Origin of the sequence: Streptomyces tyrfis (genome assembly GCF_037034285.1) — a bacterium.
GTDB lineage: Bacteria > Actinomycetota > Actinomycetes > Streptomycetales > Streptomycetaceae > Streptomyces.
Window position 1 is genome coordinate 151463 of record NZ_JBAGJZ010000007.1, and the last position, 17729, is coordinate 169191.

Sequence of the window (17729 nt, forward strand, 5' to 3'; positions counted from 1 at the left end):
GGCCCCGAGACGGGGCGTCCCCGAGGACGGGTGCGCCCGAGGCCCGGTGTCTCAGAGAACGACGGCCGGGCTGCCGTCGTCGGTGGTCATCGGACGCCCGGCGCCGTCCCAGGCGAGCATCCCGCCGTCGACGTTCACGGCGTCGATGCCCTGCCGCACCAGGTACTGGGTGACCTGGGCGGACCGGCCTCCGACCCGGCACATCACATGCACCCGCCGGCCGTCCTCGACGGCCTCGGTCAGCTCACCGAAACGACCCACGAAGTCGCTCATCGGAATGTGCAGGGCGCCCGCGACGTGCCCGGCCGCCCACTCGTCGTTCTCCCGGACGTCCAGCACGAAGCCGTCCGACGGAACCGCCGCGGCGTCCACCGAGGGCAGCGGGGCGAAATTCATGGGGCAAGCCTTCTCTCGTACGTACGCTCCTGGGTCGTCGGAAACGCTACTGCACCAGGCCCGCCAGCTCCTCCTCGCGCCGGGCGACCTCGGCCAGCAGTTGTTCGGCGATCTCGTCGAGCAGCCGGTCCGGGTCGTCGGGCGCCATGCGCAACATGGCCCCGATCGCGCTCTCCTCCAGCTCCCGCGCCAGAACCGTCAGAAGCTCCTTGCGCTGGGTCAGCCAGTCCAGCCGGGCGTAGAGCTCCTCGCTCTCGCTCAGCTCCGCCGTCGGCACCGACGGACCCGCCGCCCACTCCTGCGCCAGCTCCTCCAGCAACGCCTCGTCCCCGCGTCCGTAGGCCGCGTTGACGCGGGTGATGAACTCCTCCCGGCGCGCCCGCTCCGTCTCGTCCTGAGCCAGGTCCGGATGGGCCTTGCGCGCCAGCTCACGGTAGAGCTTGCGCGCCTCCTCGGTCGGCCGGACCCGCTTCGGCGGCTGGACCGGCTGCTCGGTCAGCATCGCCGCCGCCTCGGGGGACAGCCCCTCGGAGTCGATCCAGTCGTGGAACAGCTCGTCGACGCCCGGCATCGGCATCACGACCGCCCGCGCCTCCCGCGCCTTGCGCAGATCCTCGGGGTCACCGGTCCTGGCGGCCCGGGCCTCGGCGATCTGCGCGTCGAGCTCGTCGAGACGTGCGTACATCGGGCCGAGCTTCTGATGGTGCAGCCGGGAGAAGTTCTCGACCTCCACCCGGAAGGTCTCCACCGCGATCTCGAACTCGATCAGCGCCTGCTCCGCCCCGTGCACGGCTCTGGCGAGCCGCGCCTCGGGCCGCTCCCCCTCGGCCGCCCCGGCCGGGCCGCCACCGGCTGCCCGCCCGCCCGGCTCGGGCTGCTCGGGCTGCTCGGGCTGCTCGGGCTGCTCGGGCTGCTCGGGCTGGGCATGCTGCTCGTCCTGCCGGTCGTCGTCCTGCCGGTCATCGTCGTTCCGGGTGGTCGGCACCCCGGCGGCTTCGTGGCTCACTCGTCCAGCGTATGGCCCCCGAACCCTCCCGGAGGACGCACGGTGGGGAACGCCCCCGCTACACGCCCGGGTCCGCCGCTATCCGTCCCGCCCGCACGGCCCGCAGCAACTCCGCGTGATCCGCCTCCGTACGGTCCGCGTAGGTCACCGCGAACGCGGCCACCGCCTCGTCCAGTTCGTCGTTCTTGCCGCAGTACCCGGCGATCAGCCGTGGATCGGCGCTGTGCGCGTGGGCCCGCGCCAGCAGTGCCCCGGTCATCCGGCCGTAGTCGTCCACCTGGTCGGCCGCCAGCGCCGTCGGGTCGACGCTGCCCTTGCGATTCCTGAACTGCCGTACCTGGTAAGGACGTCCGTCCACGCTGGTCCAGCCCAGCAGGATGTCGCTGACCACCTGCATACGGCGCTGCCCGAGCACCACTCTGCGCCCCTCGTGCGCCGCCTCCGGCGCCTCGAACCCGACGGCCGGCAGATACGGTGCGAGCGCGGAGGGTCGCGCCTCCTTCACCTGGAGCACCAGGGACTCGCCCCGGTGGTCGAGCAGGAGCACCACGTACGACCGGGTGCCGACGCTCCCCGTGCCGACCACCCGGAACGCCACGTCGTGGATCGCGTACCGGCCGAGCAGGGGCGCCAGGTCCTCCGGGACGGTGTCCAGGTAGTCGCCGAGCCCCGCCGCCACCGCCGCGGCCTCCGCGTCCGGCACTCTCCGCAGCACGGGCGGCGCGTCGATGAAGCGGCGACCGCCGTCACCGGCGGCCTCCGTGGACTTGGCGGCGAAACGGGCGCTGGTGTTGCCGCGGGCCTTCTCCGAGACGCGTTTCAGCGTGCCGAGCAGATCCCGTGCGTCCGTGTGCGAGACGAGCTCCTCGTCCGCGATGGCGTTCCAGGCGTCGAGCGCGGGCAGCCGGGCCAGCAGCCGCATCGTCCGCCGGTACGCGCCCACGGTGTCGTACGCGCCCCGGCGGCAGGTGTCCTCGTCGGCTCCGGCCTCCCGCCCGGCCAGCACCAGCGAGGTGGCGAGGCGCTTGAGGTCCCATTCCCAGGGACCGAACACCGTCTCGTCGAAATCGTTCAGGTCGATGACGAGGCTGCCCCGCGCATCGCCGTACAGCCCGAAATTGGCCGCGTGCGCGTCGCCGCAGAGCTGGGCGCCCACCCCGCTGACCGGCGTGCCCACCAGGTCGTGCGCCATCAGGCCGGCCGAACCGCGCAGAAAGGCGAACGGTGAGGCCGTCATGCGGCCCACCCGGATCGGGGCCAGCGCCAGCACCCTGCCCAGGTTCGACTCCTCGACCGCCCGCACGGCGTCGGGCCGCCCGGGCGGCAGGTCCAGGGACGCGTGCGAGGCTCTGGGCACCCTCTTCCGCAGCTCCCTGCCCATCGCCTTGAGCGACCGCTCCGCCCGCCCGGCGTCCGCTGGCGCCCTCTCCGCAGGGCACGCGAACCCGGGCACGTCCGGAATGCGCGGCCGATCCGGCGCACCCCGCTGGTCCGGCACCGCCGACCGGCCCGGACTCGGCTTCCGGTCCCGTACCGCCCCCTGCTCCGGCGCCACCAACCGGCCCGGGAACCCCGACCGTCCCAGAGCCGCCGCCCGGTCCGGCAGCGTCACTCGTCCCGGCGTCGCCGCCTCGTCGTTCTCGCGCATGGCACGCAGCCTCCCCCGATCTCGTCCGCGCACCGGCCCGGTGCCCCGCCGCGGATCAATCGCGACGACGCTACCCCCGTCGACCGAAGCCCGTCTCCCTCTGTGGAAAACCCTGTGGAAAACCCGCCTTCTGTGGACAACGGCCCGCCCGGCCGTGCGCCCGCCCCCATCAAACCCGACCCCAGGCCCGGCCCCCGCCCAAGCCCGGGCCCCGCCCAGGTACGGCCGCACAACGCGCCCCGGTCAGACGCCGACGGCCCCCTCCAGCTCCTCCTCCAGCGCTTCGTCCGCCTCCCCCGCCTCCGCACCGGTCCGGGATTCGGCCCTGACGTGCCGTCCCCGTCCGCGCGCCGCTTCGGCCCCGGCCTCCCCGACGACGGCACCGGCGACGACCGCCGCCGGAACCGCCCCCGCGGCCGCCCTCCGCCGCCCGGATTCGGCCAGACCGGCCAGGCCCATCAGCGCCAGGCCCACGACGAACCAGAGCGCCAGCACCAGGACGTGCCGGCCGAGCGCGTGCCCGCCGAAGTACACATGGCTCCGTACGCCCTCGACGAAGCCCGCCCCGTTCCAGAAGGAGTGCAGCGAGCCGAAGAAACCGGGCTGCAGCTCGGGCCGGAAAATGCCGCCGGAGCTGGTGAAGTTGAGCATCACGAAGAGCACCATCACGCCGAGCGTCGTCCACCGCTTGAGGAACGTGTGCAGCCCGACGCCGATCATCAGGATGCCCGCCGAATAGAGCCAGGCCATCGCCCACAGCCCGCCGAGCCCGTGGTCCACCAGCCCGAACAGCGGGCCCGCGAACACCACCCCGATCAGGCTCACCACCAGGGACGCGGCGATCGCCAGCGCGGCCCTGATCCTCAGCGTCAGCACCGCGCCCGCACCGCCGATCACCGCGACCGACGCATAGGAGCCGATGCTCAGCGCGACCAGCAGGAAGAAGATGCCCTGCCCGGTCGGGTCGCCGTGCGCGGTCGGGGCCATGTCGGTCACCTTCAGCGGGTGTCCGTGTTCGGCCGCGACCTTCGTGAAGACCTTCTCCACCACCGTGGCACTGGTGTCGGAGGAGGCGCTCGCCACCAGCAGCTCGGGGTGCCGCCCCGGCGCATAGGCCCCGTAACTCGCCTGGGTCGCCAGGTGGTTCATCGCGGTGGCCCGGTCCGGAACCGTGCGCACGTTCAGCGCGCCGTCCGCCGTGTCCTGCAGCGTCTGGGCGAGCAGTTGCGCACTCGTGCCCGATCCGATCACGTCGACCCGCAGATCGTGCGGCTCTGGAGCGTGGAACGCGCCGAGATAGGCGAGCCCCATGCCGACGCACATCAGCAGCGGCGTGACCAGGTGCCCCAGCACATGACGCAGAGCGGCGGCGGTGGAGCCCGCGGCAGCACCCCGATCGGAAGACATGCGAGAAAGCTCCCATTGGTTGGCTTTTACAACTTCAATTCGTTGTACCATACAACTGAAACTGGAAGCGGTGAGCCGAGAACGATGAACGAGGAGGGCGGACCGGTGTCGGGCACACCTGCGGAACGCGAAGCATCACTGGACGTCATCCAGCGCGAACTGACCGCCTTCGCCCGCCGCGCCCGCGCTGCGGCGGCCCGCCTCCACCCGGAGCTGCCCCTCGTCTCGTACACGCTGCTGGCGCACATCGACGACCGGAACGGCTGCCGCGCGACGGACCTGGCCGCGCACTACATGCTGGACAAGTCGACGGTCAGCCGGCAGATCCGGACGCTGGAGGAACTCGGGCTGGTCGAGCGCCACCCGGACCCGGACGACCACCGCATCCAGGTGCTGCACCCCACGGAGGCCGGCACCCAGGCACTGGCCTCGACCCAGGCCAGCCGACGCGCCGCCTACCAGGAACGTCTCGCGGACTGGACGGCGGACGATCTCGCGAAGTTCGCCGAATGCCTGATGCGCTACAACTCCGCGAACGGCGGGAACCCGATCACTCCGACCGAGCCGCGCTGACCACCGCCCCGGTCGAAACGCGAAACACCCATAACCCGAACTGTCGATTCACCGCACGCCGAACCGCCGCACCGCTGCGACAAGGGGCGTTCGCATGGGAACGCCCCCAATGGGGTGTTTCACGTGAAACACGACTCCTCGGCCCGGCGCCCCGCGCCCACCCCTCTGCCCGGCTCTCCCGGCCCACGCCGCACGCGCCCGCGCCCAACGCGCCCGCGCCCACCCCTCGGAGACCCGGCGCGCCCCGCTGCGCGACCGCACCACGCCCCCGCTACAACCCCGCGTCCCTGGCCAGCAGCGCGGCCTGCACCCGGTTCTCGCACCCCAGCTTCGCCAGGATCCGGCTCACATACGTCTTCACCGTCGCCTCGCTCATGTGCAGACGACGGCCCGCGTCCGCGTTGGAGAGCCCTTCCCCGAGCAGCGCCAGCACCTCACGCTCCCGCTCGCTGAGAGCGGCGATCCGCTGCCGCGCCTCCTCTCCCCGCGCCGCCGCCCGCCCCCGCGTCAGCTGATCCACCACATGCCGGGTGGCGCCGGGCGAGAGATACGCGTCACCGGCCGCCGCCGCCTGCACAGCCTGGATCAGCTCGGCCGGGGCGGTGTCCTTGAGCAGGAAGCCGGCGCCTCCCTGCTCCAGCGCCCGCAGGACGTTCTCCCGCTCGCCGAACGTCGTGAGCACGATCACCCGCGTCTTCGGTGCCGCCGTCCGGAGTTCCGCCAGCGCCGTGAGGCCGTCCATCACCGGCATCTGGATGTCGAGCAGCACCACGTCCGCCGCGTGGGCGCGGGCCAGTTCGACGGCCTCGCGCCCATTCGGAGCCTCCGCGACCACCTCGATGGAAGGGTCGGAGGTGAGAATCATGCGTATCCCCACCCGGATGAGGGGCTCGTCGTCGGCGATGACGACCCGGATCGGCTGCCCCGTCACTTCGCTCGTACTCCCGTGCGCTCGTCCGGGCGCCTCATCTGCTGGCGACCTCGTAGGACCTTTTCTCGATCAGCTTGCCGTCCCGGAAGCAGAACCGGAACACCGGCTCGGTGTTGAAGCTGTCGCCCAGTTCGGAGGACATCAGGACCAGGCACCGCGCCCCGGCCGGCTTCTCGGGCCCCTCCCGGTCCAGCCCGTCGGCAACGAATGTATCCCCGTCGGGAAGTTGCTCCCGCACCTCGTCCTCGGCCGTCCCGACCTTGATCGACTGGTACTGCTCCGGGTCGATCGTCGCCTTCTGCACCTCCCCCACCAGGAAGTACAGGCCGAACCCACAGGCCAGCAGCAACAGCAGCAGTGCCCCCGCCCCGATGCCGCAACCCAGCGCGATCCCGCCGCCCGTGCTTCTCCTGCCGCCGCCCATCGCCAACTCCCGCTCGGAAACAGTCCAGTCCATGACCGGACCACCGTTCCCCCGCAGGGCCTTCTGCGACTGCTGCCGAAAGTCGTCCTCCACATCGACCATCGGCGTGCCGACCGAACTGCCGGGCACCCCCTCGGCGCCGTACGGAAGCACTCCGGCGACCCGGAAGCCGCCGTCCGGAGTCCGGCCGGTGTGCACCATGCCGCCGACCAGCCGGGCCCGCTCGTGCAGACCGGGGAGGCCCTGTCCCCCGCTGACCACCTCCACCTCGGGCTGTGCCCGGCCCTGCGGCCCGTTGACGATCTCGACGACCAGGGAATCCGGCTCGTAACGCAGCTCGACCGTGATCGCCGCGCCCGGCGCGTGCTTGTACGCGTTGGTCAGCGCCTCCTGGACGATGCGGTAGGCCGCCCGGTCCGAGGGGCCCGCGAGCTCCCGCGCCTCCCCGGTCCGACGGAACTCCACCACGTTCCCGGCCGCCCGCGCGGCCGCCGTCAGCTCCTCGATGCCCGCGGTCCCGCGCGCCGTCGCCTGCCCGCCGTCGGCGCCCTGGACCGGCGCCTCGACGCCGTCGCGGAGGATGCCGACGACCTCGCGCAGCTCGTGCATGGCGTGGACCGAGGCGTCGCGGAGCACTCCGACCACCTCGCGCTGCCGTTCCGTCAGTTCCCGGTCGACCTCCAGGGCCCCCGTATGGACGGAGATGAGCGCCAGTTGATGACCGAGGCTGTCATGCATGTCCTGGGCGATCCGCTGGCGCTCCATGAGCCGTGCCTGGCCCACGATCATGGCCCGTTCCCGGATGAGCTGGGCGTTGCGTTCCTGAAGGGCGTGCAGCAGGGTCCGGCGCTGCGTCCAGTACCGGCTGGCGAGCCCGGGCACGAGCGTCGTCGCCAGGAAGTAGAGGGTGGTGAACAACACCTGCGTCAGCGGCTGCAGCGACACCCAGTTCACCGCGACGGTCAGCCCCGTGTAGAGCACATAGGAGGCGGTGAACGCGCCCAGTGCCCGCCCGGCCCCCGCGATCCTGCGCCCGGAACTCCACGCCACGACCATCAGCAGCAGTGCGAAACCGCCAGAGAGACCGGCCAGGGCGGAGCTGACCACCAGCACCGTGACCGGCAGTCGGCGCCGCGCCAGGGACAGCACCACGACCGCGACCGACACTGCCCACAGGTGAGGTTGCCCGCTGCGCAGCAGTTCCTCCGTGCCCGCCGCGAGCAGACCCAGCACCCCGGCCAGCACCGCCTCGCCGGCCGTCCTGCGCCGGGACCACAGCTCAGGCGCCGCCCACCACCGCCACCCGGCCCGGAGCTTCGATATCGCGTCCACGTTCCGCACCCTAGACAGTCCCCTATGCCTGTGACGCCCTGCTTTCGTCGCAGGAGCCGACGACAAAAGTCGTCATCCCGCACCACGCCCCGACGCCAAAGAGCTGCGAAGAGTCCGCCCCGGAACCACCGGAAACACCGGAAACACCCGGGCCGTCCGAAACATCCGAGATCCCACGAACATCCAGGACTCCATGAACATCCAGGACTCCATGAACGTCCGGGACTCCACGAACGTCCGGGGCCACCGGGCACGTCCGGAAGCATCGGGGGCGTCCGGGAGCATCGGTAAGGCCGGGAACCCCCCGAGACATCCCGAACATCGGGATCGCCCCGCAACGACGGGAGCACCGGAAAAGCCAGGAAGACCGGGAACACCGGGAAGTGCCGAAAATCGCCCCAGGACAGCGGGAACGAAGAAGCCCCACAGATCGTTTGACCTGTGGGGCTTCTCTCCTGTGCGCGAGGGGGGATTTGAACCCCCACGTCCCTAAGGACACTGGCACCTGAAGCCAGCGCGTCTGCCGTTCCGCCACTCGCGCATGAGTGGTGTTTTCAGGTTCTCCCACCGTTTGGTGCGATCGCCTGGCGACATCCGGAAGATTAGCACGCTGGAGGGGGTGGATTCACATCCGTTGTTTCACCGAGCACCTGGCGGGAAGCGGGAACGCCGAGCGGCCGCCCCCACTCCTCCTCAGTACCCCCCGCGTGCGGGACACTGTCAGGAGGCCGCCTCTACGATCCGTGTGAGAGGTGACACTCATCCACAGGGCAGACAAGGGGAACCAGCCGATTTCCCGAGGCGTGGATACGATCAGTAAGCAGTACCGGGACGGCTACGACGGAGGAGGTGCCCCATGGGAGTCATGAAGCGTTTCGAGCAGCGTCTCGAGGGTCTGGTCAACGGCACCTTCGCCAAGGTCTTCAAGTCCGAGGTCCAGCCGGTGGAGATCGCGGGAGCCCTCCAGCGCGAGTGCGACAACAACGCGACGATCTGGAACCGCGAGCGGACGGTCGTCCCCAACGACTTCATCGTCGAGCTCAGCACGCCCGACTACGAGCGACTCAGCCCGTACTCGGGCCAGTTGGGCGACGAGCTCTCCGGGCTGGTCCGCGACTACGCCAAGCAGCAGCGGTACACCTTCATGGGCCCGATCAAGGTCCACCTGGAGAAGGCCGACGACCTCGACACCGGTCTCTACCGGGTACGCAGCCGCACGCTGGCGTCGAGTTCGTCACAGCACCAGGACTTCGGCCGGCAGGCGGCGCCGAACCCCCCGGGACCGCACGGCCAGCCCCCCCACCCGGGTCAGGGGCGGCCCTCGCAGCCGACCGGCGGCTACGGCTATCCGCCCAGCCCCGCGCCGCCCATGCCCGCGGCCCCGCCGCCGGGAACGGCCGGCCCCAGTCCCCTGCCGGGCGCACAGGTACGGCGTTGGATCGAGATCAACGGCACCCGCCACCAGATCTCCCGCCCGACGCTGGTGCTGGGACGCAGCACCGACGCCGACGTGCGGATCGACGACCCCGGCGTATCGCGTCGGCACTGCGAGATCCGGACCGGAACGCCCTCGACGATCCAGGATCTCGGATCCACCAACGGCATCGTGGTGGACGGACAGCACACCACCCGCGCTACGCTCCGCGACGGCTCGCGGATCGTCGTGGGCAGCACCACCATCGTTTACCGGCAAGCCGAAGGGTGAAGCGGGGGCAATGTCAGAGCTGACCCTGACGGTCATGCGGCTAGGTTTCCTGGCTGTTCTGTGGCTGTTCGTGATCGTGGCCGTCCAGGTCATCCGCAGCGACCTGTTCGGAACGCGCGTCACGCAGCGCGGCTCGCGCCGCAGCACGAACGACGCACGGCCGCCACAGGCGCGCCAGAACGCCGCGGCACCGCCGCCGCAGCGCCAGCAGTCCGGCCGCCAGCGCCGGGGAGCGCCCACGAAGCTGGTCGTCTCGGAGGGGTCGCTCACCGGCACCACGGTGACGCTCCAGGGGCAGACCATCACGCTGGGCCGGGCCCACGATTCGACGATTGTGCTGGACGACGACTACGCGTCCAGCAGGCATGCCAGGATCTACCCCGACCGCGACGGCCAGTGGATCGTCGAGGACCTCGGGTCGACCAACGGCACGTACCTCGACCGGACCCGGCTCACCACCCCGACGCCTGTTCCGCTGGGCGCGCCGATCCGTATCGGCAAGACCGTCATCGAGCTGCGGAAGTAGTACGACAATGAGCGAGCGGAGCGAGCGAGCCGCGGCGGCCCGGGCAACGGCCCCGGCCCGGCTCCCGACCGGAGGGTGGGCAGTGTGGCTCGAGACCGGCGGTACCCCGAGCCGACGGGCGAGGTGGGCATGAGTCTTTCCCTGCGCTTCGCCGCCGGATCGCACAAGGGCATGATCCGGGAGGGCAACGAGGACTCCGGCTACGCCGGTCCGCGACTGCTCGCCATCGCCGACGGCATGGGCGGCCAGGCGGCCGGCGAGGTCGCCAGCTCCGAGGTGATCTCCACGCTCGTCCAGCTCGACGACGACGTCCCGGGCTCGGACATCCTCACGTCGCTCGGCGTCGCGGTCCAGCGGGCCAACGAGCAGCTGCGCATGATGGTCGAGGAGGACCCCCAGCTGGAGGGCATGGGCACCACGCTCACCGCCCTGCTCTGGACCGGTCAGCGCCTCGGTCTCGTCCACGTCGGCGACTCCCGCGCGTATCTGCTGCGCGACGGTGTGCTCACCCAGATCACCCAGGACCACACCTGGGTGCAGCGGCTGGTCGACGAGGGCCGGATCACCGAGGAGGAGGCCACCACCCACCCGCAGCGGGCCCTGCTGATGCGGGCGCTGGGCAGTGGCGACCACGTCGAACCCGATCTCTCCATCCGCGAGGTCCGGGTCGGCGACCGCTATCTGATCTGTTCCGACGGGCTGTCGGGCGTCGTCTCCCACCAGACGATGGAGGAGACGCTCGCCAGCTACCAGGGCCCGCAGGAGACCATCCAGGAGCTGATCCAGCTCGCCCTGCGCGGCGGCGGCCCCGACAACATCACCTGCATCGTCGCCGACGTCCTCGACGTCGACAGCAACGACACCCTGTCCGGGCAGCTCAACGACACCCCGGTCGTCGTCGGCGCGGTCGCCGAGAACCAGGCCGCGCAGATGAGCGCCGCCGAGAGCACGGCCGCCATGCAGACCCCCGCCGGGCGGGCGGCCGGCCTGGGCCGCCCCGTCCCGCCCCCCGCCGGCGGATTCGGCCCGCCCGGGAGCGGCGGCGACGCCGGATACGACGGCATGCCGGACGGCTCCTTCGACGCGTACACCGACGACGACTTCGTCAAGCCGCGCGGCGGCCGGAAGTGGATCAAGAGGTCGCTCTACGCCGTCCTGACGCTGGCCGTCCTCGGCGGCGGCGTCTACGGCGGCTACCGCTGGACGCAGAACCAGTTCTACGTCGGCGCGAACAACGAGCACGTCGCGCTGTTCCGGGGCCTCAGCCAGGACCTGGCGTGGATCTCGCTCTCGAAGGTCGAGAAGGACCACCCCGAGATCGAACTCAAGTACCTCCCGGCCTACCAGCGCAAGCAGGTCGAGGCGACCATCGCCGAGGGCGACCTCGCCTCCGCCCGCGAGAAGATCGACGAACTCGCCCTCCAGGCATCCGCCTGCAAGAAGGACGCCCAGCGGCGCACGGCCGAGAAGGCCCGCTCCGACGAGGGCCGGGCCGGCGGCATGGAATCGGGCGCGCCCAAGCCGTTCGACGAACCGGGCGCCGACAAGACCAAGTCGACCGAAGCGACTCCCACTCCTGGTCCCAGCCTCTCGGCGGAAGAGAAAAAGCTGGTCCCGCAGTGCGGTAAGCAGTAAAGCCGTAGGGGGCCTCCAGCACCATGAGCGTTGTCACCAATACGACCACGATCGGCGCGATCGACGCGCCGAGCCGTCGCAACACCGAGCTGATGATGATGGTCTTCGCCGTCGCCATCTCGGTGTTCGCCTACGCCAACGTCGGGCTCGCCATCGACGGCAAGCTCCCGCCCGGCATGCTGGGCTACGGCGGTGGCCTCATCCTGCTCGGCGGCGTCGCCCACCTCGTGGTGCGCAAGTTCGCCCCGTACGCGGACCCGCTGCTCCTGCCGCTCGCGACCCTGCTCAACGGTCTCGGGCTGGTGCTGATCTGGCGACTCGACCAGTCGGAACGGCTGATCAAGCGCGCCGAGTACCTGTACGGGTCGTACAGTCCGGACGCCCCGAAGCAGTTGCTCTACTCGGCGATCGGCGTCGCCTTCTTCGTCGCCGTGCTGATGATCCTCAAGGATCACCGCATCCTGCAGCGCTACACCTACATCTCGATGGCCGTGGCGCTGGTCCTGCTGATCCTGCCGATGTTCTTCCCGGCGGTGAACGGCGCGAAGATCTGGATCAGCCTGGGCCCGCTCTCCATCCAGCCGGGTGAGTTCGCCAAGATTCTGATCGCGGTGTTCTTCTCCGGCTATCTGATGGTGAAGCGTGACGCGCTGGCGCTGGCCAGTCGCCGTTTCATGGGGATGTACCTGCCGCGCGGACGCGACCTCGGCCCGATCATCACGATCTGGGCCCTGTCGATCCTGATCCTGGTCTTCGAGACCGACCTCGGCACCTCGCTGCTGTTCTTCGGCCTCTTCGTGGTGATGCTGTACGTCGCCACCGAGCGGACCAGCTGGATCGTCTTCGGTCTGCTGATGTCCGCGGCTGGTGCGGTAGGCGTCGCCTCCTTCGAGTCGCATGTGCAGGCTCGTGTCACCGCCTGGCAAGACCCCTTCGCCTGCTTCACAACCAACGGCGCCTGCGAGCAGATCTCCAACGCGATCATGTCCTTCGGTTCCGGAGGCACCCTGGGCACCGGCTGGGGGCAGGGGCATTCCGACCTGATCGGCTTCGCCGCCAACGCCGACTTCATCCTCGCCACTGTCGGCGAGGAGCTGGGCCTGGCCGGGATGATGGCCGTCCTGCTGGTCTACGGCCTGGTCATCGAGCGGGGCGTCCGCACGGCGCTCGCCGCCCGAGACCCCTTCGGCAAGCTGCTCGCCATCGGTCTGTCCGGCGCCTTCGCCATCCAGATCTTCGTGGTCGCCGGCGGTGTGATGGGGCTCATCCCCCTCAGCGGTATGACGATGCCGTTCCTCGCCTACGGTGGTTCGTCCGTGCTCGCCAACTGGGCGCTGATCGCCATCCTGATCCGGATCAGCGACACCGCCCGCCGCCCCGCCCCGGCGCCCGCGCCGTCCCCCGATGCCGAGATGACCCAGGTGGTCCGACCGTGAACAAGCCCCTGCGCCGGATCGCGATCTTCTGCGGCCTCCTCGTCCTCGCCCTGCTCGTACGCACCAACTACCTCCAGTACGTGCGTTCCGACGAGCTGAACAGCCGGGACGAGAACCGCCGCGTCCGCATCGAGCGGTACGCGCACGAGCGCGGCAACATCATCGTCGACGGCAACCCGGTGACCGGGTCGGTCGAGACCAAGGTGGGCGACTTCAAGTACAAGCGGGTCTGGAAGGACGGCCCCATGTGGGCCCCCGTGACCGGGTACTCCTCCCAGGCGTTCGACGCCTCCCAGCTCGAGAAGATCGAGGACGGCATCCTCACCGGCAACGACGACCAGCTGTTCTTCGACCGGACGCTGTCGATGTTCACCGGGGGGGAGAAGCAGGGCGGCAACATCGTCACCACGCTCAGCTCCGCCGCCCAGAAGGCCGCGTTCAAGGGGCTGGGGGACAAGAAGGGCGCCGTCGCGGCGCTCGACCCGCGGACCGGTGCCATCCTGGCCCTGGCCAGCACTCCCTCGTACGACCCCTCCACCTTCGCGGGCAACTCCGACAAGGACACCAAGGCCCGGCAGACGCTCCTGAAGGACAAGGACAAGCCGATGCTCAATCGGGCATTGCGCGAGACCTACCCGCCGGGCTCGACCTTCAAGGTCGTCACCGCCACCGCGGCCCTGGAGAACGGGCTGTACACCGACATCGACGCGCGGACGAACTCGCCGCTGCCCTGGCAGCTGCCCCAGTCGACCCTCCCGCTGAACAACGAGGGCAACATCCCGTGCGAGAACGCCTCGCTCCGTGAGGCGCTGCGCTGGTCGTGCAACACCGTCTTCGGCAAGATCAGCGACGATCTCGGTAACCAGAAGATGATCGACCAGGCCGACAAGTTCGGCTTCAACAAGGAGATCTTCACGCCGGTCCGGGCCGACGCCAGCGTCTTCCCCAAGGACAACCGCCCGCAGAACGCCATGGCCGGCATCGGCCAGGCCTCCAACCGCGCCACCCCGCTCCAGATGGCCATGGTCGCCGCCGCGATCGCCAATGACGGCAAGCTGATGCAGCCGTACATGGTCGCCGAGCGCCAGGCGCCCAACCTGGACGTCATCTACACCCACAAGAAGGAAGAGTTCAGCCAGCCCCTCTCGGCCGAGAACGCCCAGAAGCTGCAGAAGATGATGGAGACCGTCGTCCAGGACGGCACCGGAAAGAACGCTCAGATCCCGGGCGTCACCGTCGGCGGCAAGACGGGTACGGCACAGCACGGCCTCAACAACAGCGAGAAGCCGTACGCCTGGTTCATCTCGTACGCCAAGACCGGCGACGGCTCCCCGGTCGCCGTGGCCGTGGTCGTCGAGGACGGCGAGGCGAACCGCGGCGACATCTCCGGTGGCGGTCTGGCCGCGCCGATCGCCAAGGCCGTGATGAAGGCGATCATCGACAAGAAGTGACGACTGTCACACCAGGCGTCATACCTGCGCCTTCGGATACCGGTCAGGTATCAGGTCCGGGCTCCGGGCCGATCGGGTAGTGCGCGGCCGGTAGCGTAGGCGCGAGCAGCACACCGCCGGACCGCGCACCGGTGCGGTCGGGACTGACGGAGAGGGCTGGAACAGTTATGGAAGAGCCGCGTCGCCTCGGCGGCCGGTACGAGCTGGGCTCGGTGCTCGGCCGTGGTGGCATGGCCGAGGTCTACCTCGCACACGACACCCGGCTCGGCCGCACCGTAGCTGTGAAGACACTCCGGGCCGACCTGGCCCGCGACCCGTCCTTCCAGGCCCGGTTCCGCCGTGAGGCCCAGTCCGCCGCCTCGCTCAACCACCCGGCGATCGTCGCCGTCTACGACACCGGCGAGGACTACGTCGACGGGGTCTCCATCCCGTACATCGTGATGGAGTACGTCGACGGGTCGACGCTCAGGGAGCTTCTGCACTCGGGCCGCAAGCTGCTGCCCGAACGCACCCTGGAGATGACGGTCGGCATCCTCCAGGCGCTGGAGTACTCGCACCGCGCGGGCATCGTCCACCGTGACATCAAGCCGGCGAACGTCATGCTGACGCGCACCGGCCAGGTCAAGGTCATGGACTTCGGCATCGCCCGCGCCATGGGCGACTCCGGCATGACCATGACCCAGACCTCGGCCGTCATCGGCACCGCCCAGTACCTCTCGCCGGAGCAGGCCAAGGGCGAGCAGGTCGACGCGCGCTCCGACCTGTACTCGACCGGCTGCCTGCTTTACGAGCTGCTGACGGTCCGGCCGCCGTTCGTCGGCGACTCCCCCGTCGCGGTCGCCTACCAGCACGTACGGGAAGAGCCGCAGCCGCCCAGCAACTTCGACCCCGAGATCACGCCCGCGATGGACGCGATCGTGTTGAAGGCCCTGGTCAAGGACCCCGACTACCGCTACCAGTCGGCCGACGAGATGCGTGCCGACATCGAGGCGTGCCTCGACGGCCAGCCGGTCGCCGCCACCGCGGCGATGGGCGCGCCCGGTTACGGCGGCTACGACGCCGGCTACGGCGACCAGCCCACCACGGCGCTGCACTCCGGGGACCAGCACGGCGCGGGCGCCACCTCCATGCTGCCCCCGGTCAACCCGGACGACGGCGGCTACGGCTACGACGACCGTCCGGACCGCCGCCGTCAGAAGAAGAGCAACACCTCGACGATCCTGCTGGTCGTCGCCGGTGTCCTGGTCCTGATCGGGGCGATCCTGATCGGCCGGTCGGTGTTCGGCGACCACAGCGACAGCGGCAAGATCGACGTGCCGAACCTGGTCGGCTCGACCGTGGCCGAGGCACAGAAGCTCGCGGACAGAGCCGATGTCGTCCTCAAGGTCGGCTCGCACGAACCGTGCGAGGAGCAGCCCAAGGACAGGATCTGCAGCCAGACCCCGGGCACCGACGACACCATGGCGACGAAGGACACCATCACGGTCGTCGTCTCCACCGGCGCGCCGAAGGTCGAGGTCCCGGACGTCACGGAGAAGTCCGAGGAGAGCGCCCGCAAGTACCTTGAGGAGAAGGGCTTCACGGTCAACGTCACCGCGGAGGTGTCGGAAAAGAGCGTCGGCACGGTCATCCGGCAGTCCCCGGACGGCGGTTCGAAGGCCGAGAAGAACTCCGAGGTCACGATCACGGTCGCGAAGCAGGCCGCCCGGTCGCTTCCGCCGGTGACCGACCGGAGCTACGACGACGCGGTGGCCCAGCTGAACGCCGTGGGCTTCAAGAACGTCTCCAGGACCGACGTCGATTCGGACAAGCCCGCGGGCACGGTCATCAGTCAGACCCCGCAGGGGGGCTCGTCCCAGCCGCTGGACGTCCAGGTCGTCCTGACGGTCTCGAAGGGTCCGGCTCAGCCGGAGCAGACTACGGTTCCCGAGATCCAGAACAAGACCCTCGGTGAGGCGAAGAACCTGCTCGCCGGCGCCGGGCTCCGGCTCGGCCAGGTGCAGGGCCCGAACGACGACAACGCCCGGGTCGTCACCTCCCAGCCCGGCCAGGGCCAGCAGGTCGACAAGAACAGCGAGGTCAGCGTGCTGACTCTCCCGGGCAGCGGGAACAACGACTTCGGCGGCCCGTCGGGCCAGCGGAAGCACTGACCCGCCTCTCCCCCGGCACCCACAGGGCCCCGGTCACTCGTCAACGGGTGACCGGGGCCCTCCGCGTTCGGCCCGCGCGGGGCGTTGCGGCATCGTGCCGCCGACGGCGGCGGCCGTGAAGCCGCCGGGCTGCCGGGCTGCCGGGCTGCCGGGCTGCCGAAGGGAAGCTGGCGGAGAGCGTCGGAAAGACACCGGAAAGCACCAGAAGGCACCCGGAAATCCGCCGGGCGGAGCGGGACGGCCGCCGGGCGGAGCGGGACGGCCGCCGGGCGGAGCGGGACGGCCGCCGGGCGGAGCGGGACGGCCGCCGGGCGGAGCGGGACGGTCGCCGGGCCCTGCGGGACGGTCAGGGCCCTGCGGGGCCCCTCGGCCCTGGTCTCAGCGCAGCTCCGCCGGCTTCGTGCGGTCCTTGTCGACCTTCTCCGTCCGCACCAGCTCGCCCCAGACGATGTAGCGGTACTTCGACGTGTAGACCGGGGTGCAGGTCGTCAGCGTGATGTAGCGGCCGGGCTTCTTCGCGCCGGACCCCTTCGGCACCGGCTGCAGCACGTCGACGTTGAACTTCGACGTCTCGGGAAGCTCCTTGAACACCTTGTAGACGTACCAGGTGTCCCTGGTCTCGAAGACGATCGCGTCGCCCGTCCTCATCTTGTCGATGTTGTGGAACTTGGCGCCGTGGCCGTCGCGGTGGGCGGCCAGGGTGAAGTTGCCCTCCTTGTCCCAGGGCAGGGCCGACTTCACCGGGTCCGTGTAGTAGCCCGCGATGCCATCGTTGAGGTTCTCGGTGTCGGTGCCCTTCTTGACCAGCACCTCGCCGTTCTTCATCGACGGGACGTGCAGGAAGCCGATGCCGTCCTTGGTGTCCAGAGCGCCCGGCCCCTCCGCCCAGCGGTCGCGGACGGTGTCGCCCTGCTTCGTCGCCTCGCGGTCGGCGAGCACATTGGTCCACCACAGGGAGTACGCCACGAAGAGCCCCAGGACCAGGCCCGCGGTGATCAGAAGCTCACCGAAGACGCTGATCGCGGCCGCGATGGGATGGCGGCCCGCACGCCGCGGCGGGGGCGCGGACTCGCCGGTCAGCTCTTCGTGCTCGGTCCTCGTGGTCACCG

At 70.2% G+C, this 17729-nt stretch carries 14 protein-coding genes and 1 tRNA gene; 7 read left to right on the forward strand and 8 right to left on the reverse strand.

All coding sequences use genetic code 11. The features are described 5' to 3' along the window. Nucleotides 1-51 precede the first annotated feature (51 nt). From WA762_RS07840 to WA762_RS07855, 4 genes are all read right to left on the reverse strand, one after another. Entirely contained in the window at nt 52-396 is a 345-nt protein-coding gene (locus tag WA762_RS07840) for a rhodanese-like domain-containing protein (protein WP_335934060.1), read from the reverse strand. 46 nt (nt 397-442) lie between these two features. Next, nucleotides 443-1402 carry a J domain-containing protein gene (locus tag WA762_RS07845; protein WP_335934062.1) on the reverse strand — a complete coding sequence of 320 codons (960 nt, stop codon included), beginning with the start codon at nt 1400-1402 and terminating at the stop codon, nt 443-445. Between the two features lie 58 nt (nt 1403-1460). Beyond that, a complete protein-coding gene (locus WA762_RS07850; protein ID WP_335934063.1) occupies nt 1461-2783 on the reverse strand; it encodes a DUF2252 domain-containing protein in 1323 nt (440 codons plus the stop codon). Between the two features lie 510 nt (nt 2784-3293). Beyond that, nucleotides 3294-4457, reverse strand: coding sequence for an ABC-2 transporter permease (locus tag WA762_RS07855; RefSeq protein WP_335934065.1), 1164 nt, complete (start codon nt 4455-4457; stop codon nt 3294-3296). A gap of 105 nt (nt 4458-4562) precedes the next feature. Here WA762_RS07855 and WA762_RS07860 point away from each other — a divergent pair, with 105 nt between their 5' ends. Next, entirely contained in the window at nt 4563-5030 is a 468-nt protein-coding gene (locus tag WA762_RS07860) for a MarR family winged helix-turn-helix transcriptional regulator (protein ID WP_335934066.1), read from the forward strand. 271 nt (nt 5031-5301) lie between these two features. On the opposite strand, the gene WA762_RS07865 is transcribed toward WA762_RS07860, so the two are convergent. From WA762_RS07865 to WA762_RS07875, 3 genes are all read right to left on the reverse strand, one after another. Beyond that, on the reverse strand, nt 5302-5961 hold the full coding sequence (locus WA762_RS07865; protein WP_335934067.1) for a response regulator transcription factor: 660 nt from the start codon (nt 5959-5961) through the stop codon (nt 5302-5304). A gap of 34 nt (nt 5962-5995) precedes the next feature. Further along, nucleotides 5996-7717, reverse strand: a complete 1722-nt coding sequence (locus tag WA762_RS07870; RefSeq protein WP_335934068.1) for a sensor histidine kinase — start codon at nt 7715-7717, stop codon at nt 5996-5998. Nucleotides 7718-8175: 458 nt separating this feature from the next. After that, nucleotides 8176-8258 (reverse strand) — tRNA-Leu (locus WA762_RS07875). A gap of 315 nt (nt 8259-8573) precedes the next feature. Here WA762_RS07875 and WA762_RS07880 point away from each other — a divergent pair. From WA762_RS07880 to pknB, 6 genes are all read left to right on the forward strand, one after another. After that, nucleotides 8574-9422, forward strand: a complete 849-nt coding sequence (locus WA762_RS07880; RefSeq protein WP_335934069.1) for a DUF3662 and FHA domain-containing protein — start codon at nt 8574-8576, stop codon at nt 9420-9422. 10 nt (nt 9423-9432) lie between these two features. Continuing rightward, nucleotides 9433-9948: an FHA domain-containing protein FhaB/FipA gene (locus WA762_RS07885; protein WP_335934070.1), complete on the forward strand. Its 516-nt coding sequence runs from the start codon at nt 9433-9435 to the stop codon at nt 9946-9948. A gap of 129 nt (nt 9949-10077) precedes the next feature. Further along, nucleotides 10078-11583, forward strand: a complete 1506-nt coding sequence (locus WA762_RS07890) for a PP2C family protein-serine/threonine phosphatase (RefSeq protein ID WP_335934072.1) — start codon at nt 10078-10080, stop codon at nt 11581-11583. 23 nt (nt 11584-11606) lie between these two features. Continuing rightward, complete coding sequence (locus WA762_RS07895; protein WP_335934074.1) at nt 11607-13019, forward strand: FtsW/RodA/SpoVE family cell cycle protein; 1413 nt, start codon at nt 11607-11609, stop codon at nt 13017-13019. Then, the gene (locus WA762_RS07900; RefSeq protein WP_335934075.1) at nt 13016-14470 is read left to right on the forward strand and encodes a peptidoglycan D,D-transpeptidase FtsI family protein; all 1455 of its coding nucleotides are present in this window, start codon (nt 13016-13018) and stop codon (nt 14468-14470) included. The genes WA762_RS07895 and WA762_RS07900 overlap by 4 nt, the downstream gene beginning before the upstream one ends. A 167-nt stretch (nt 14471-14637) precedes the next feature. After that, complete coding sequence (gene pknB, locus WA762_RS07905) at nt 14638-16620, forward strand: Stk1 family PASTA domain-containing Ser/Thr kinase (RefSeq protein ID WP_335934077.1); 1983 nt, start codon at nt 14638-14640, stop codon at nt 16618-16620. Between the two features lie 378 nt (nt 16621-16998). On the opposite strand, the gene WA762_RS07910 is transcribed toward pknB, so the two are convergent. After that, entirely contained in the window at nt 16999-17727 is a 729-nt protein-coding gene (locus WA762_RS07910) for a class E sortase (RefSeq protein ID WP_335934079.1), read from the reverse strand. Nucleotides 17728-17729 lie beyond the last annotated feature (2 nt).

Bases quoted from the DNA above. Each gene is read 5' to 3' on its own strand.
- WA762_RS07840 (WP_335934060.1), bottom strand. From the start codon at position 396: ATGAATTTCGCCCCGCTGCCCTCGGTGGACGCCGCGGCGGTTCCGTCG.
- WA762_RS07850 (WP_335934063.1), bottom strand. From the start codon at position 2,783: ATGGGCAGGGAGCTGCGGAAGAGGGTGCCCAGAGCCTCGCACGCGTCC.
- WA762_RS07855 (WP_335934065.1), bottom strand. From the start codon at position 4,457: ATGTCTTCCGATCGGGGTGCTGCCGCGGGCTCCACCGCCGCCGCTCTG.
- WA762_RS07880 (WP_335934069.1), top strand. From the start codon at position 8,574: ATGGGAGTCATGAAGCGTTTCGAGCAGCGTCTCGAGGGTCTGGTCAAC.
- WA762_RS07885 (WP_335934070.1), top strand. From the start codon at position 9,433: ATGTCAGAGCTGACCCTGACGGTCATGCGGCTAGGTTTCCTGGCTGTT.
- WA762_RS07890 (WP_335934072.1), top strand. From the start codon at position 10,078: ATGAGTCTTTCCCTGCGCTTCGCCGCCGGATCGCACAAGGGCATGATC.
- WA762_RS07895 (WP_335934074.1), top strand. From the start codon at position 11,607: ATGAGCGTTGTCACCAATACGACCACGATCGGCGCGATCGACGCGCCG.
- pknB (WP_335934077.1), top strand. From the start codon at position 14,638: ATGGAAGAGCCGCGTCGCCTCGGCGGCCGGTACGAGCTGGGCTCGGTG.